Genomic DNA, 17147 nt, shown 5'->3' with positions numbered 1-17147 from the left:
ATGCTCTTATAATATCTGCGGATGATCTCCTGACGTGCAGCCTCTTTGCAGACCTCATCATCGACGATACAATTTCCTGCCATGTTGACACCCATATCTGTCGGAGATTTGTAAGGGCACTCACCCATGATCTTCTCGAACATAGCCTGAAGAACCGGGAAGACTTCTACATCACGATTGTAGTTAATGGTAGTTTCGCCGTATGCTTCCAGATGGAATGGATCGATCATGTTGACATCGTTTAAATCTGCAGTTGCAGCTTCATAAGCTAAGTTTACCGGATGTTTCAGCGGAATATTCCAGATTGGGAAAGTTTCAAATTTCGCATAGCCTGCTTTGACACCACGTTTGTATTCGTGATAAAGCTGGGAAAGGCAGGTAGCCATTTTTCCGCTTCCTGGTCCCGGGGCAGTAATGACAACCAGTGGTCTTGTTGTTTCGATATAGTCATTCTTACCATATCCTTCGTCACTTACGATAAAGGAAGTATTGTTTGGATAACCAGGAATCAGATAAAGCACATAAACTTTGATTCCAAGCTTCTCCAGACGTTTCTTGAATGCGTCTGCACTTTCCTGTCCTGCATACTGAGTGATGCAGACACTTCCTACATAAAGACCGCGCTCTGTGAATACTTCCATAAGGCGGAGCACATCTTCATCATAAGTGATACCAAGGTCACCTCTGATTTTATTCTTATCAATGTCAGCTGCGCTGATTACGATGACGATCTCTGCCTGATCAGAAAGCTGCATCAGCATGCGCAGTTTGCTGTCCGGCTCAAATCCCGGAAGAACTCTGGAAGCATGGTAGTCATCAAAAAGCTTGCCGCCAAATTCCAGATAAAGCTTGTTACCAAACTTGCTGATACGTTCCCGAATATGTTCGGACTGCATTTTCAGATACTTGTCGTTGTCAAATCCTATCTTCATTTGTTTATTTCCTTTCCCATCACATAATTAATCACTTATTATTACTGCTCGTGGTTGGTATCCCGCGAGGTGCTTTGGCATATCATGCCAAAATCCCGAGACATACAGCGCGAATTTATGCAGTTAGCATAAATTCTGTGCATCGCAAAGCGTATTACTGAGAATGAAGTGAGCAGTAATCACTTTGTCAATAGTATACTACAAAAAACATGGTTTGTAACAGATAAATTTTAAAAAAATAAAGAAATTTTATCAAATCAGTAAATTTAACCGAATAAAGTAAGTCCCCTGCTTCAATTGCGAGGAGCAATAAGCAGTGACTGGAAAGATTCGGCTACTGTTCACTGATAGTATCCCGCGAGGTGTTTTTTGTGAGCGAAGATCACAGAAAACCCGAGACATAACGGAAATTTCACAATCTCGCGGTTGATTTATAACAAAATTCTCTTTATAATAAGAACGATAACGTTTAGGAGGAAGAAAATGGATAATCATATGGACAATAATCCGAATGGCAATCGTCCTGATAATAATAAAGGTCCTGGCAAGCCGGATCCGAATAAAAATCATCAGTCGATCCTTGCTTTTCTGGTATGCCTCCTGGTTACTTTGGTATGTTTCGCCATGTTTACTAATATGCTCAAGGACAGTTCAAGTGAGATCACTTACGATAAATTCATTGAGATGGTAAATGATGGAGATGTGAAGGAAGTTTCACTTCAGTCAAACACTCTGACGATCACACCGAAACATCAGTCATCAGGATTTTCAGAAGATGTTTATTATACCAATCAGATGGAGTCAGTAGATAAACTGACCGAGAGACTTGAGGGAACAGGAATCAAGTTTGAATATAAGCAGCCGGATGCAGTTGGTGAGATTGTTTCCATGCTGGTCAGTGTGCTTCTGCCGACGATCGTGCTGTTTGTACTGCTGATGGTATTTATGCGCCGCATGAATAAAGGCGGTGGCATGATGGGAGTTGGAAAGAGCCGGGCGAAAGCCTATATTCAGAAAGACACAGGAATTACTTTCAAAGATGTAGCCGGACAGGATGAAGCGAAAGAATCACTTCAGGAGGTTGTAGATTTCCTGCATAATCCGGGAAAATATACGACCATCGGTGCCAAACTTCCGAAAGGTGCCCTGCTTGTGGGACCTCCCGGAACAGGTAAGACACTTCTCGCAAAAGCCGTAGCAGGAGAGGCGCATGTACCGTTCTTTTCCCTGTCAGGTTCTGAATTTGTAGAGATGTTCGTAGGTGTGGGTGCATCCCGTGTCCGCGATTTGTTTGAGGAAGCGAAGAAGAATGCACCATGTATCATCTTTATCGATGAGATCGATGCAATCGGTAAGAGCCGTGATTCCCATTACGGCGGTGGCAACGACGAGCGTGAGCAGACATTGAACCAGCTGCTTGCCGAGATGGACGGATTTGATACTTCTAAAGGTCTTCTGATTCTGGCAGCTACGAACCGTCCGGAAGTTCTTGATCCGGCACTTCTGCGTCCGGGCCGTTTTGACAGACGAGTAATTGTTGACCGTCCGGATTTGAAGGGAAGAATTGAGATTCTGAAAGTACATGCCAGAAATGTACATCTGGATGAGACTGTTGACTTCGAGAACATTGCGCTTGCAACTTCCGGCGCAGTGGGATCTGACCTTGCAAATATGATAAATGAGGCTGCGATTCTTGCGGTTAAGAGCGGACGCAGTGCGGTATCCCAGAAGGATCTTCTCGAGGCTGTCGAAGTAGTTCTTGTAGGTAAAGAGAAGAAAGACAGAATCTTAAGCGCTCAGGAACGTAAGATTGTATCTTATCATGAAGTAGGACATGCACTGGTAAGTGCTCTGCAAAAAGATGCAGAACCGGTACAGAAGATTACGATCGTGCCGAGAACAATGGGTGCACTTGGCTATGTTATGCAGGTGCCGGAAGAGGAGAAATATCTCAACACCAAGAAAGAACTGGAAGCAATGCTTGTAGGATATCTTGGCGGACGTGCCGCAGAGGAATTGGTATTTGATACAGTGACAACGGGTGCTGCCAATGACATTGAGCAGGCGACAAAAGTGGCAAGAGCCATGATCACCCAGTATGGTATGTCTGAGAAATTCGGACTTATGGGACTGGCTACCCAGGAGAATCAGTACCTTAGTGGCAGAGCAGTTTTAAACTGTGGTGATGACACTGCGACAGAGGTAGACCATGAAGTGATGGTACTTCTTCATAATTCATACGAAGAAGCCAAAAGACTGATCGGCGGTCACAGAGAAGCGTTGGATAAGATTGCCGACTACCTGATCCGCAGAGAGACAATTACAGGCAAGGAATTTATGAAAATATTCCGTGCTGTAGAGCGTGGGCTCGAGATTCCTGAAAACCTGGATGACCTGGAAATTCCGGAGAAGACGGAAACAAAACCGGAAGAGCCGGTAACAAAACAGATGGATCAAACGGAGACAGAACAGACGATAGCAGATCAGACAACAGTCCCGGATTCAGATGTAAAAGAGAATACAGTAACGCTGGATAAGACAGAGATTCAGTGATACAATAACAGAGCCGGATAATATTCCGACTCTGTTTTTTCTATATATAAATTTACTTAGCAAGCTCATGAGTACTTGCCTGAATTAGCGGCATATGAAGAATAAATGGCTAAAATATATAAGTAAAGCAGATGGCGGTTATCAAAAATAACATAATAGTAGAATACGTAGAAGCATAAATGGAGGAGATTTTATGTTTCAGATAGAGGAAGAGTTAAAGAAACTTCCAGGCAAGCCGGGAGTTTATATCATGCATGGTGAGAAAGATGAAATCATCTATGTTGGAAAAGCTATCAGTCTGAAGAACAGGGTGAGACAGTACTTCCAGAGTAGCAGGAATAAAGGCGCCAAGATTGAGCAGATGGTAACCCATATCACCAGATTTGAGTACATTATTACAGATTCAGAACTGGAAGCCCTGGTTCTGGAATGCAACCTGATTAAGGAACATCGTCCGAAGTACAATACCATGCTCAAGGATGACAAAAGTTATCCCTTTATTAAAGTCACAGTTAATGAGGAATATCCCAGAGTACTTTTCGCCAGAAGAATGAAGAAAGACAAGACAAAATATTTTGGTCCATATACCAGTGCGGGAGCAGTAAAAGACGTAATTGAACTGGTGCGCAAACTTTATAAAGTGCGTTCCTGCAACAGAGTACTGCCGAGAGACTGTAAAAAGGATCGTCCCTGCCTGTACTATCATATGAAACAGTGTACAGCTCCCTGTCAGGGTTATATAACCTCTGAGGAGTATAAGAAAAATATCACTGAATTGCTGAAATTCCTAAATGGAGATTTCCAGGATACGATTGATATGCTGACAGATAAGATGATGGCAGCGTCAGATGAAATGCGTTTTGAAGATGCCACGGAATATCGTGACCTGATCCGCAGCATTCAGAAAATCGGGGAGCGTCAGAAAATCACCAGTTATGGTGAAGAGGATAAGGATATCATTGCAGTGGCAATGGATGAAAGTCTTGATCTTCGTGAACAGGATGCAGTTGTGCAGGTATTTTTTGTCCGCGATGGTAAACTGATTGGACGCGAACATTTCTATCTGCGTGTGGCGCGTGGAGATACGAAAGCACAGGTATTGTCAAGTTTTATGAAGCAGTTCTATGCGGGCACACCATTCATCCCGAGAGAAATTATGTTGCAAAAGGAAATAGAAGATGCTCAGATCATAGAAGAATGGCTGACTGCCAGAAGAAAACAACGAGTCTATATCCGCGTTCCAAAGAAAGGAACGAAAGAGAAACTGGTGGAACTGGCGGAAGAGAATGCAAAGATGGTTCTGGATAAGGACAGAGAGCGGATCAAACGTGAAGAAGGCAGAACAATTGGCGCTGTTCATGAGGTGGAAGAATGGCTTGGACTGTCGGGAATCAAACGAATGGAAGCGTACGATATTTCCAATATCAGTGGATTTGAATCCGTTGGTTCTATGGTCGTTTACGAAAAAGGAAAGCCGAAACGAAGTGATTACCGTAAATTTAAAATCAAATGGGTGCAGGGACCGAATGATTATGCAAGTATGGAAGAGGTGCTTACCCGACGCTTTACCCATGAAGGAAAAGACGAGTTTGACAGTTTTTCCATCATGCCGGATCTGATTTTAATGGATGGTGGAAGAGGACAGGTAAATATTGCGTTGAAAGTACTGGCAGAATTAGGGATTGATGATATTCCTGTCTGCGGTATGGTCAAAGACGACCATCACAGAACGAGAGGACTATACTATAATAATCTGGAGATTCCTATTGATACAAGCAGTGAGGGCTTCCGCCTGATCACCAGGATCCAGGATGAGGCACACCGTTTTGCTATCGAATTCCACCGTTCCCTGCGAAGTAAGGAACAGGTCCATTCTCTGCTGGATGATATCCCGGGAATCGGAGAAACCAGAAGAAAAGCCTTGATGAGGAAATTTAAGTCCATCGAGAATATCAGAGATGCTTCTCTGGAAGAACTGACTGAGACAGAAAGTATGAACGCAGGAAGCGCGCAGCAGGTATATGACTTTTTTCATGCACCTAAAGTTAAGGGTTAGAAATTCGGTTATGAGCAAGTAGCAAAAGCGGATTGCGAATATCCGATTGACACAAAGTAAGTAATTTTCTGTTACTGTTCACACTCCACTATTCCGCGAGGTGTTTTGGCATGAATATGCCAAAATCCCGAGACATACCGCGCGAATTTATGCGATTAGCATAAATTCTGTGCATCGCGAAGCGTGTTGCTGTGAACGGAGTGAACAGTAACAATTTTCTTGTTTCCTTGTTGTGCAAAAAGTATCTTTTATTTACAATTGAAGTTGCACATGATGATGTGATATAATGAAAATATCGTTAAATTTGTTGCTGGGAACGCAGTGAACAGTAACTCAAATTTTGAACTGAAAAGGAGAAACAAATGAAAGGTGTACAGTTGACAAAATTAGTTCAGGAACTGGGACTTCACAACCTGACTCCTGAAATTGACCTGTCTGAGATACTGATCAAGACAGCCGAGATCAACAGACCGGCTCTGCAGCTGACAGGATATCTGGAACATTTCGCAAACGAACGTGTGCAGATTATCGGATATGTAGAATATACTTATCTGATGCAGCTTAGTGATGAAGAACGGAAATTTAAATACGAGAGATTTATTTCCAGTAAGATTCCATGCGTAATTTTCAGTACAATGACAAGACCATCACAGGATATGATCGATCTTGCGATTAAATATAATGTTCCGACCTTTGTGACAGAGCGTACGACTTCAAGTTTCATGGCAGAGATCATCCGCTGGTTAGGCGTACAGCTTGCACCATGTATCTCTATTCACGGTGTACTTGTGGATGTATATGGTGAAGGCGTCCTGATCACTGGTGAAAGTGGAATTGGTAAGAGTGAAGCTGCTCTGGAACTGATCAAACGTGGTCATCGTCTTGTAAGTGATGATGTTGTTGAACTTCGTAAAGTCAGTGATGTAACCTTGGTAGGTTCTGCGCCTGACATTACACGACATTTCATTGAACTGCGTGGTATAGGTATTATTGATGTTAAGACTCTGTTTGGTGTTGAGAGTGTTAAAGATACCCAGTCTGTAGACCTTGTTATTAAACTGGAAGAGTGGGACAGAGATAAAGAATATGACCGTCTGGGACTTCATGAAGAGTACACAGAGTATCTTGGAAATAAAATTGTATGCCATTCTCTTCCGATTCGCCCTGGCCGTAACCTGGCTATCATTGTTGAATCTGCGGCAGTCAACCACAGACAGAAGAAGATGGGTTACAATGCAGCAGAAGAACTGTACAAGCGTGTTCAGGCAAACCTTGCAAAAAAACGTGAGGAGAGATAAGATTACTGTTTACTCTGCGGGAGCGGCGTAGATGCGTAGCAATCCGGGTATCAAATGAGTGTCAAAAGATCTTTTGACACTCATATCATATCATATAATAAAAATATAAGTAATTTGGAGGATATCATGGGAAAGTATTGTTTTGGAATTGATGTTGGTGGCACATCTGTAAAGTGTGGACTCTTTCAGACAGATGGAGTTTTAGTTGAAAAATGGGAGATCCCGACACGTAAGGAGAACAGCGGAGAAGCGATCCTTCCGGATATTGCGAAGACAATTCTGGACAAGATAGCAGAACGCAAGCTGGACAAATCAGATGTCGATGGTGTAGGAATTGGTGTTCCGGGACCTGTTAATGAGAGAGGAGAGGTACCATGTGCGGTAAACCTTTTCTGGGGATTCAAAGAAGTTACAAAAGAACTCACAGAACTGACAGGACTTCCTTCCAAAGCCGGAAATGATGCAAATGTAGCAGCACTTGGAGAGGCATGGAAAGGTGCAGCAGCAGGATCTAAGAATGTAATCCTCGTAACTCTGGGAACAGGAGTTGGCGGTGGAATCATTGTTGATGGAAAAATCGTTGGCGGTGCTCATGGAGCAGGTGGAGAAATCGGTCATGCAGCAGTAAATCATGAGGAAAAAGAAGCCTGCAACTGCGGTAACTGTGGATGTCTGGAGCAGTATGCATCAGCTACAGGTATCGTACGTGTGGCACAGAGAACTCTGGCAGCTACAGAAGAAGAGACAGTTCTTCGCAAATTTACAAAGCTTTCTGCCAAGAATGTTCTTGACGCATTTAAAGAAGGGGATAAAGTAGCCTGCGATGTTATGGCACAGGTAGGTGAAATGCTCGGCGGAACGCTTGCTATGTTTGCATGTGTTACAGACCCTGAAGCAATCGTTATTGGCGGTGGCGTTTCCAAAGCAGGACAGCCATTGATCGACTGTATTCAGAAATATTATAAGAAGTATGCGTTCTCAGCCTGCAAAGAGACACCGATCATTCTTGCAAATCTTGGAAATGATGCAGGTATCTACGGATCTGCACGTATGGTTATCAAAGAAGCACAATAAGGCTTTTGACCCTGACATCATTGATATATCAAAAGCTAAATATTACATCAATATAAAAATCCACAGTCTTGAATTAAGACTGTGGATTTTTATATTGATATGACTGGAAATTTTTTATAAAATCCCGTTATGGAATATGAAATTAATAATAATCGATCTGATAACTGCTGTCATCTTCACCACCATTAGTATCGCCACCATTGTCACCGTCGTAGTCACCACCATCGCCATTATCTTCGCCACCGTTATCTTCGCCACCATTACTGTCATCACCATTATTGTTGGTGTCTGAATCATTATTGGCGTCATCTGTATTGGCATCTGTCTGGCTGGAGGACTCATCACTGTTATCATAATTGTAATCATATTCATCATAGCTTTCATCATAGAAATGCTGATCACAATATTCTGTCGGCATGGTACCTACATCAAAGTATTCAGTAATTACCGGGCAGCCTGCTCTTGGAAGAAGACCTGTTTCTTCGCAGACACTTAATTTCTCTACACTTGCAGGTTTTTCGAATTCCTTGGACGGAAGTCCTTCGTGAATCCGAGTCATAACTTTCTTCCATAAGTTCTTATGGAAGTTACGTGCATAGTCAGGTAACTTTTCATTGTTGTCATAACCAGACCATACTGCGCAAGTATAATATGGAGTATAACCAACAAACCATAAGTCGTTATATGCTTCTGTTGTACCTGTCTTACCGGCAACTGCCATATTATCAAGCTGGCATGCTGTACCGGTACCTTTTTTTACAACGTCTTCCATTGCACTGGTAAGAAGATAAGCGGTACTTTCTTTGATTACAGAGCGTTCTGCAGAAGTATTCTCAATGAGTACATTGCCGTTATGATCCAGAATCTTGGTGTAGTAAATCGGTTTGATATAATTTCCGCCATTGGCGATTGCTGCATAAGATGCACAGAGCTCTACGTTTGTGACACCATTGGTGATACCTCCGAGTGCAGTAGCAAGATTTGCGTCACTCCATACATTGCCGTTTGCGTCTGTATCAGCTTCTGTTCCATGAGCAAGAGTAGTAAATCCAAAATTATCGAGATATTTTAATCCAAGATCCGGAGTTACTTCCTCAAAACATTTAACGGCGACAACGTTGATGGAGTTCTGAATTGCCGTACGGATCGTTGTGGTTCCATTATAAGAACGGGTTGCGTTATTTACAGGAGAACCATCCGGATATTCATATGGCTCATCTTCAAAGGTTGTTGCAAGAGTCATTCCCTTTTCGTTTAATGCTGGTGCATAGGTGGAAACAATCTTAAATGTGGAACCCGGCTGACGGGTTGTATCTGTTGCACGGTTCAGCGTCAGGCTGGCTGTTTTCTCTCCACGTCCGCCAATCAGGGCTTTCACATAACCGGTGTGCTGGTCGATAACGCTCATAGAAGACTGTGGCTGAGGTGCGAAGTTTACTCGTTCCGCAACAACTTTGCTTCCGTCTGCAAGAATGCTTTCCTTATATCTGTCTACATAAGTCTGTCCTTCCTCAGGAGAATCAAATAAAAGATCAAAACCTGGATCTTCATTCTGGAAATAAAGCTGTAGCATTTCCTTACTGTAGTTTACCTGATTTCCATCCGGATCGGTAACTGTCAGGGCATAATCAAGTTCATACTGAACAGTATCCGGATAATTGGAAGGATCAGAATATTCCTCATCCAGAATATTCTGAATGGTAGAATCCTGCGTTGTATATACTTTAAGTCCACCGCTGTACAGAAGGTTGGTTGCCTGTGTTTTGGTATAACCCTTAATATTCATCAGGTCATTGATGATCTGATCAGTCAGTTCATCCTCGAAATAAGTGTAAACAGTATTCTCAGTACTGGAATTCTTTTCCTGAGCTGCCTGAATACGGGAATAAACATCATCTGCCAGAGCCTCGTCATATTGATCCTGTGTAATATAATTCTGATCCAGCATATGCTGAAGAACTTCTTTTCGTCTCTTCTGGTTGCTTTCAGGATTAATAATAGGATTAAATTTGGTCGGGTTCTGTGTGATACCTGCTAAAGTTGCACATTCGGAAAGATTCAGATCCCATACATCTTTATCAAAATACTGACGTGCGGCGGCCTGTACACCGTATGATCCGGCTCCAAGGTTAATCGTGTTCAGATAGTTTTCAAGAATGGTATCCTTATCTGTTTTCTTTTCGACCTGAACAGCAAGGTACTGTTCCTGAAATTTACGTGTGAATCGTTCAAACTGAGTAGACTCACTGGTCCAGTTGGTAAATACATTATTCTTCAGGAGCTGCTGAGTGATTGTACTGGCACCTTCGGAAAAATCACCGGTAGTGATTGCCTTCATTCCGGCACGAAGGATACCCTTTACATCAATGCCATTATGTTCATAAAAACGCTCATCCTCGATTGCGACGACCGCATGCTGTAAATCTACAGGAATCTGGTCCAAAGTAACCGGCAGTCGGTTGGAATTCGGTGCGGCCAGCTTACGGATCTGATTTCCGGCATCGTCGTAAAGAAAAGTTGCATAGCCCAGTGGCATAATATCAATATCATTAACATCAGGAGCATTATCAATCACACCCCTGAAAGACCCTACACCCAGGCAGGCTACTGCGATGCAGAGTGCTATCAGTGATACGAACAGGACTCTGATGAAAGAAACTCTTGCACGTTTTCCCATCATGGAAGAACGGGAAATCAGCGCAGTCCGCTTCTTTGCAGTCGACTTTTTACCGTAGTTCATGTTAAACCTCCTTTATAATCCGTTCTATTATATCAAATAAGAATAAGTAAATAAAGCAAAAAAATAAAAATTCACAATTGGTTTTGTACCTTTATAGAGGTTATTGTGAGTTTTTATAAAAATTAGTATACACTGTGCTGGCGAATTTCTGTAATTCATGGTACACTGTGGCGGTAGAGACAGTTAAATACCATTATTGTTTGTAAACAGGATTTTTCCTGTGAACAGCAAAGATGCGTATTTACTTTAAGAGAGGAATAACAAAATGCTTGAAAAATATAAAACAGTTTATGAGGGCGGGGAGGGCGAGATCGTTGAAAAGAAATCCAGATTTATCGCCACAGTACGTCCTGTACAGACGGAAGAGGAAGCGCTGGCTTTTATAGAGGAGATGAAGAAGAAATACTGGGATGCCAGACATAACTGTTATGTATATTCAGTGGGAAAGAATCGTGAATATACTCGATGCAGTGACGACGGAGAACCATCCGGAACTGCAGGAAGACCGATGCTGGATGTGATCCTGGGCGAAGATATTTATAATGTGGCTGCGGTAGTTACCAGATATTTTGGCGGAGTTTTACTTGGAACGGGCGGGCTGGTAAGAGCATATTCCAAGAGTCTGCAGGAAGGACTTTCTGCCAGCACTGTGATAGAAAAAACATACGGTATTTCGATGGAAGTGATCACAGACTACACCGGAATCGGAAAAATCCAGTATATTGCCGGAGAACAGAAGCTTCCGATACTGGATTCAGAATATACAGACAGAGTAGTACTGCACCTGCTGGTTCCGTCTGACCAGATTGGCTCAGTGGAGAAAGCCATCACAGAAGGAACGAATGGAAGAGCAAAAATGAAGAAGGAAAAAGACCTTTATTATGCGATGATTGATGGCGAAGTAAAGGTGTTCGAGGACTGAGGTATTAAGAATCCGGAATCCTGCAATCAGCAGTGAAAGCTATAAAAGTGGTAGATAGAAGAAATGAAATATAGATAAAGCCTCATGTGATTTTGAAAGTAACAGTGTGATATACAATCAGTATATTACCGCACTCAAAATCATATGAGGCTCTATTATTTTTTATTGTATGCTATTTTTAGCATTTCTCCGGTTCCGGATAGTCAACACCAAAAGTATCTACAGTCATAGATTTGATCTTCTGCTCATCAAGAGGACGATCGCTGTAATCAGTATCTTCTTCTGCGATACGGTTTACAACATCCATTCCTTCAATAATTTTACCAAATGCAGCATATGCACCGTCAAGATGTGGAGCGTCTTTATGCATGATAAAGAACTGGCTTCCTGCTGAGTTTGGATGCATGGCTCTTGCCATGGAAAGAACACCTGCTGTATGTTTCAGGTCGTTTTTGAATCTGTTCTGTGTAAATTCACCTTTAATGCTGTATCCCGGACCGCCCATACCGTTTCCGTCCGGGCAACCACCCTGAATCATAAAACCATTGATAACACGATGGAAAATGAGTCCGTCATAGAAGCCCTTTTTTACAAGGCTGATGAAATTGTTTACTGTATTCGGTGCGATTTCAGGATATAATTCTGCCTTCATCGCATCGCCATTGTCCATGGTAATAGTAACTACTGGATTTGCCATAGTTTCAAGTCTCCTTTTCAAAAAGTATTGTATTTCCCTGTTCGCTCTATTATAATATGCAAAGGACAATTCTGCAAGAAAAAGGTGGAAAAGATGATTATAGAGACAAAAACACCACAGGAAACATTTGATGTGGGAAAAAAGATTGGAGAGAATGCAAAACCTGGACAGATCTATACACTGACAGGTGATCTGGGAGTAGGAAAAACCGTATTCACTCAAGGCGTCGCAGCAGGACTTGGAATCACAGAGCCTATCTGCAGTCCGACATTTACCATTATTCAGGAGTATGAGAGTGGACGTCTTCCGCTATACCATTTTGATGTATACCGTATCGGTGATATCGAGGAAATGGAAGAAATTGGATACGATGACTATTTCTTCGGACAGGGAATCTGCCTGATCGAATGGGCAAATCTGATTGAAGAGATACTCCCGGAAAATCTGATCAAGGTGACAATAGAGAAAGATCTGGATAAAGGATTTGACTACAGAAAGATTACTGTAACCGGTCTGGAAGAAATCTGATCAGAGGGCTGCAGGGATATTGTATGATAAGGACTGTCATAATGAAAGACAGTCAGGAGGTAGAAATGAAAATTTTAGCATTGGACAGCTCAGGAATTGTAGCATCTGTCGCAGTTGTAGAAGATGATACATTGCTGGCTGAATATACAGTAAATTATAAGAAAACACATTCTCAGACTTTGCTGCCTATGCTGGATGAGATTGTGAAGATGACAGAGCTTGAACTGGAATCTATAGATGCCATTGCAGTAGCAGCAGGTCCTGGATCTTTTACAGGGCTTCGTATCGGTTCAGCGACAGCTAAGGGGTTGGGACTTGCATTGAAGAAACCATTAGTGGCAGTGCCTACGGTGGATGCGCTTGCATATAATCTTTATGATGCGCAGGGACTGATCTGCCCGATTATGGATGCCAGAAGAAAACAAGTGTATACAGGAATTTACAGATTTGAAAATCACCAGCTTGTAACATTAAAAGAGCAGTGGGCAGCACCGATAGAGGAACTATTGGATGAACTGAACCAGAGAGGCGAAATGGTTACTTTCCTTGGAGACGGAGTGCCGGTATTTCGTGAACTAATCGCCGAGAAACTGCATGTTCCGTATTCCTTTGCACCGGCTCATGTAAACAAACAGAGAGCAGCAGCAGTAGCCGCATTAGGAAGCATTTATTATAAAGAAGGACGCACAGAAACTGCTATGGAGCATGTACCGGAATATCTTCGCGTATCTCAGGCAGAGAGGGAACGTGCAGAGCGGGAAAAAGCGCAGAAACAGGTAGGTGCAGAGGCATGATTCTGCGTGAAATGCTTGTAGATGACCTGGATCAGGTAATGGAAATAGAGCAGGACCTGTTTCATGTTCCATGGACAAAAGAAGGTTTTTTTACTTTTCTTACCAGAGATGATGCCATGTTTCTGGTAGTAGAAGAGAAAGAAAAAATACTGGGTTACTGCGGACTTCTTATGGTCTTGGATGAGGGAGATATTACAAATGTGGCAGTACGAAAAGACAGACAGAGAGAAGGCATTGGTGCGTTTCTGATGCAGAGTCTGATCCGTCTTGCCGCAGAGCGTGATGTCACAACTATTCATCTGGAAGTGCGTGTGGGAAACGAAACGGCGATTCGTCTTTATGAGAGAATGGGATTTACCAGGGATGGGATTCGTAAGGCATATTATAGTGACCCTGTAGAGGATGCGCTGCTTATGACCAGACATCCGCAATAGCGAATTATTGTAAAAATGATGATACCGATTTGTTTGATAACAATCAGGGATATCAAATCAGGGGAAAAGACTTTTACCCCCCCCTGGAGCGTGTTAAAAAAGGCTTTCTACAAGAGGTGCGCCACAAAGTGGGGTGTGCAGATTGCGGGAATAATTTTTCGAACACGTTCTAAGCAGTAAGATTAAATAAATAGAAATAGAGGAAATATATGTTAGATGTATGCTTAGTTGGAACCGGAGGAATGATGCCTCTGCCGCGAAGATGGCTGACTGCACTTATGACGAGATACAATGGGAGCAGTCTGCTCATTGACTGTGGTGAGGGCACTCAGGTAGCAATTAAAGAAAAAGGATGGAGCTTCAAGCCGATTGATGTGATCTGCTTTACTCATTATCATGGGGATCATATCAGTGGACTTCCGGGACTTCTCCTTACAATGGGAAATGCAGACCGAACAGAACCGCTTACACTGGTTGGCCCGAAAGGGCTGGAACGAGTGGTAAATGCATTGCGTGTAATTGCACCGGAGCTTCCGTTTGAAATCAAATTTGTAGAAATTACCCAGCCGGAACAGGTTATCGAATTGAATGGCTATCGAATCACGGCTTTCAAAGTGAATCATAATGTTCTCTGCTATGGATATACTCTTGAGATTCTTCGACAGGGAAAATTCTCAGCAGAGAGAGCAAAGGAACAGGAAATCCCGCTGAAATTCTGGAATCCTCTTCAGAAAGGGCAGACCATAGAGGCGGATGGTGTCATTTATACACCGGAGATGGTACTTGGACCTGCGCGAAAAGGAATTAAACTTACTTATACAACAGATACCAGACCAACAGAGTCTATCCTGCGCAATGCAAAGGAGTCAGATCTGTTTATCTGTGAGGGAATGTACGGGGAAGATGATAAAGCGGATAAAGCCCGCGGCTATAAGCATATGACTTTCCGCGAGGCAGCAGTCCTGGCTCGTGATGCAAAAGTACAGGAAATGTGGCTGACACATTACAGTCCTTCTCTTGTCAGACCGGACGAATTTATGGATAAAGTCCGCGAGATTTTTCCAAATGCGTTCCCGGGAAAAGATGGAAAGAGTGTAGAGTTGAATTTTGAAGAATGAGGAATAGAAAATGAAAGATACATTAATTCTCGCAATAGAGAGTTCCTGTGATGAGACAGCAGCTTCTGTTGTAAAAAATGGCAGAACCATTTTGTCAAATGTGATCTCTTCGCAGATTGCTCTTCATACTTTATACGGCGGAGTAGTTCCGGAAATTGCTTCCCGTAAACATATTGAAAAGATTAACCAGGTAATTGAGCAGGCTCTGTCAGATGCGGGGGTAACGCTGGACGACCTGGATGCGATTGGTGTCACCTACGGTCCGGGACTTGTAGGTGCGCTTTTGGTGGGCGTAGCGGAAGCCAAAGCTATCGCCTATGCAAAGAAACTTCCACTGGTAGGTGTTCATCATATTGAGGGACATGTATCTGCAAATTATATAGAACATCCGGACCTGGAACCACCATTTCTCTGTCTGATCGTATCTGGTGGACATACCCATCTTGTAATTGTTAAAGATTACGGTGAATTTGAAATACTGGGACGCACTCGTGATGATGCGGCAGGAGAAGCTTTTGATAAAGTGGCAAGAGCAATTGGTCTGGGATATCCGGGCGGGCCAAAAGTTGATAAACTTTCAAAAGAGGGGAATCCGAACGCAATAGAATTTCCTAAGGCTAAAATTGGAGACTGTCCATATGATTTCAGCTTCAGTGGAGTAAAATCAGCGGTACTAAATTATATCAACCATGCCCAGATGACAGGAGAAGAAGTGAACAGGGCAGACCTGGCAGCATCTTTCCAGAAGGCAGTAGTTGATGTATTGGTAGAGCATACTATGCTCGCGGCAAAAGATTATGGAATGACTAAGATCGCAATCGCGGGTGGAGTGGCTTCAAACGGAACTTTAAGAGCAGCGATGGAAGAGGCATGTAAAAAGAATAAATACAGCTTTTACCGTCCGTCACCGATTTTCTGTACGGATAATGCAGCAATGATCGGAGTAGCTGCTTATTATGAATATATAAAAGGAACACGTCATGGATGGGATCTGAATGCAGTTCCGAATCTTAAATTAGGAGAACGTTAAAAATGGCAGGAAAAAATACAGCCATTGTTCTGGCAGCAGGACAGGGAAAAAGAATGCACAGTAAAATACAAAAGCAGTTTCTGGAAATACAGGGCTATCCGGTCCTGTATTATTCCCTGCGCTGTTTTCAGGAAAGTCCACTGATTCAGGACATTATTCTCGTGACAGGAGAGGACGCTCTTTCTTACTGCAAAGAGGAAATAGTAAAAAAATATGGTTTTACAAAGGTTTCAAATGTAATTGCAGGCGGAAAAGAACGCTATGATTCTGTCTATGCGGGATTGTGTGCATGCAAAGATTGTCGATATGTATTGATTCATGATGGAGCAAGGCCGTTTATCACAGAAGAAATTATCGAACGCGGATTAGAGAAGGTGAAAGAAACCGGAGCATGCGTAGTGGGAATGCCGTCCAAAGATACGATAAAGCTGTCAGATGCAGAAGGATATGTAAAAGAAACACCAGACAGAAAATGCGTGTGGACGATTCAGACACCACAGATATTTTCTTATGCGCTTATCCGAGAGGCGCATGACAGTATCCGTAAGAAGGATATGAGTAAGATCACAGATGATGCAATGGTAATAGAACAGGAAACAGGAGTGAAGGTTGCGCTTGCGGAAGGATCTTACCAGAATATTAAGATCACAACGCCGGAGGATCTCTATATTGCAGAAGCATTCTTGCGTTAGGCTAGTACAGCGAATATTAAGTAACTGCTATATTGACTTGTCTGATTTTTCATCTGCGGCGTTGTCGTCAATCGCCGTAGCCACCGCTACGCCTCATTCCTCCGCCTTGTAGCTGAAGAAATCATCCTGCCGGACTGTTTTGGTTGTATTATTTTCTGGAATTACTATAGAAAAAACAGCGGATTTATGCGGGATTTCAGGGTTTGTTAAAGTTTGAGAAAGAAAAAATGAAAAAAATGTAAAAAAGTTGTTGACAGGTGAATACTTTGGTGCTAGAAT

At 42.7% G+C, this 17147-nt stretch carries 16 protein-coding genes; 12 read left to right on the top strand and 4 right to left on the bottom strand.

Annotated features, from left to right (window positions below):
* The coding region (locus AC058W_RS17595; protein ID WP_479390441.1) for a DUF1846 domain-containing protein at positions 1-932 on the bottom strand (932 nt) is incomplete at its 3' end.
* A 483-nt stretch (positions 933-1415) separates the two neighbouring features.
* Here AC058W_RS17595 and ftsH point away from each other — a divergent pair.
* The 4 genes from ftsH (at position 1416) to AC058W_RS17575 (ending at position 7913) form a co-directional block, all read left to right on the top strand.
* Positions 1416-3485, top strand: a complete 2070-nt coding sequence (gene ftsH, locus AC058W_RS17590; protein WP_181993300.1) for an ATP-dependent zinc metalloprotease FtsH — start codon at positions 1416-1418, stop codon at positions 3483-3485.
* Positions 3486-3678: 193 nt separating this feature from the next.
* The gene (gene uvrC / locus AC058W_RS17585; RefSeq protein WP_117677295.1) at positions 3679-5541 is read left to right on the top strand and encodes an excinuclease ABC subunit UvrC; all 1863 of its coding nucleotides are present in this window, start codon (positions 3679-3681) and stop codon (positions 5539-5541) included.
* 362 nt (positions 5542-5903) lie between these two features.
* Positions 5904-6839, top strand: coding sequence for an HPr(Ser) kinase/phosphatase (gene hprK / locus AC058W_RS17580; protein WP_117677296.1), 936 nt, complete (start codon positions 5904-5906; stop codon positions 6837-6839).
* A gap of 126 nt (positions 6840-6965) precedes the next feature.
* Positions 6966-7913: an ROK family glucokinase gene (locus AC058W_RS17575; protein ID WP_117677297.1), complete on the top strand. Its 948-nt coding sequence runs from the start codon at positions 6966-6968 to the stop codon at positions 7911-7913.
* A gap of 142 nt (positions 7914-8055) precedes the next feature.
* Here the strand turns inward: AC058W_RS17575 and AC058W_RS17570 are convergent, their stop codons facing one another.
* Entirely contained in the window at positions 8056-10653 is a 2598-nt protein-coding gene (locus AC058W_RS17570; RefSeq protein WP_119245025.1) for a transglycosylase domain-containing protein, read from the bottom strand.
* Between the two features lie 265 nt (positions 10654-10918).
* Between AC058W_RS17570 and AC058W_RS17565 the strand changes: the two genes are divergently transcribed.
* Entirely contained in the window at positions 10919-11575 is a 657-nt protein-coding gene (locus tag AC058W_RS17565; protein WP_117677299.1) for a YigZ family protein, read from the top strand.
* A gap of 178 nt (positions 11576-11753) precedes the next feature.
* Here AC058W_RS17565 and AC058W_RS17560 read toward each other — a convergent pair whose 3' ends face one another.
* A complete protein-coding gene (locus tag AC058W_RS17560) occupies positions 11754-12272 on the bottom strand; it encodes a peptidylprolyl isomerase (protein WP_479390440.1) in 519 nt (172 codons plus the stop codon).
* Positions 12273-12365: 93 nt separating this feature from the next.
* Here AC058W_RS17560 and tsaE point away from each other — a divergent pair, with 93 nt between their 5' ends.
* The 7 genes from tsaE (at position 12366) to ispD (ending at position 16868) form a co-directional block, all read left to right on the top strand.
* Entirely contained in the window at positions 12366-12800 is a 435-nt protein-coding gene (gene tsaE, locus AC058W_RS17555) for a tRNA (adenosine(37)-N6)-threonylcarbamoyltransferase complex ATPase subunit type 1 TsaE (RefSeq protein ID WP_117677301.1), read from the top strand.
* A gap of 65 nt (positions 12801-12865) precedes the next feature.
* Positions 12866-13594 (top strand): tRNA (adenosine(37)-N6)-threonylcarbamoyltransferase complex dimerization subunit type 1 TsaB, encoded by a 729-nt coding sequence (gene tsaB, locus AC058W_RS17550; RefSeq protein WP_117677302.1) that lies wholly within the window; start codon positions 12866-12868, stop codon positions 13592-13594.
* The gene (gene rimI / locus AC058W_RS17545; RefSeq protein ID WP_117677303.1) at positions 13591-14028 is read left to right on the top strand and encodes a ribosomal protein S18-alanine N-acetyltransferase; all 438 of its coding nucleotides are present in this window, start codon (positions 13591-13593) and stop codon (positions 14026-14028) included. The genes tsaB and rimI overlap by 4 nt, the downstream gene beginning before the upstream one ends.
* A 15-nt stretch (positions 14029-14043) precedes the next feature.
* Positions 14044-14208 carry a DUF6783 domain-containing protein gene (locus tag AC058W_RS17540; RefSeq protein ID WP_479390439.1) on the top strand — a complete coding sequence of 55 codons (165 nt, stop codon included), beginning with the start codon at positions 14044-14046 and terminating at the stop codon, positions 14206-14208.
* Positions 14209-14237: 29 nt separating this feature from the next.
* A complete protein-coding gene (locus tag AC058W_RS17535; protein ID WP_119245027.1) occupies positions 14238-15146 on the top strand; it encodes a ribonuclease Z in 909 nt (302 codons plus the stop codon).
* A gap of 10 nt (positions 15147-15156) precedes the next feature.
* Positions 15157-16176, top strand: a complete 1020-nt coding sequence (gene tsaD, locus AC058W_RS17530; protein WP_117677305.1) for a tRNA (adenosine(37)-N6)-threonylcarbamoyltransferase complex transferase subunit TsaD — start codon at positions 15157-15159, stop codon at positions 16174-16176.
* Between the two features lie 2 nt (positions 16177-16178).
* Positions 16179-16868, top strand: a complete 690-nt coding sequence (gene ispD / locus AC058W_RS17525; protein WP_117846085.1) for a 2-C-methyl-D-erythritol 4-phosphate cytidylyltransferase — start codon at positions 16179-16181, stop codon at positions 16866-16868.
* Positions 16869-16961: 93 nt separating this feature from the next.
* On the opposite strand, the gene AC058W_RS17520 is transcribed toward ispD, so the two are convergent.
* Positions 16962-17147 (bottom strand): hypothetical protein (locus AC058W_RS17520; protein WP_479390438.1); only part of this gene is annotated, 186 nt, incomplete at its 5' end.

It is taken from the genome of Blautia sp. CGZ-1-C1 (genome assembly GCF_056504575.1).
The sequence above is the reverse complement of the archived record's forward strand: the minus strand, read 5'-3'. Positions and strand labels throughout refer to the sequence as shown.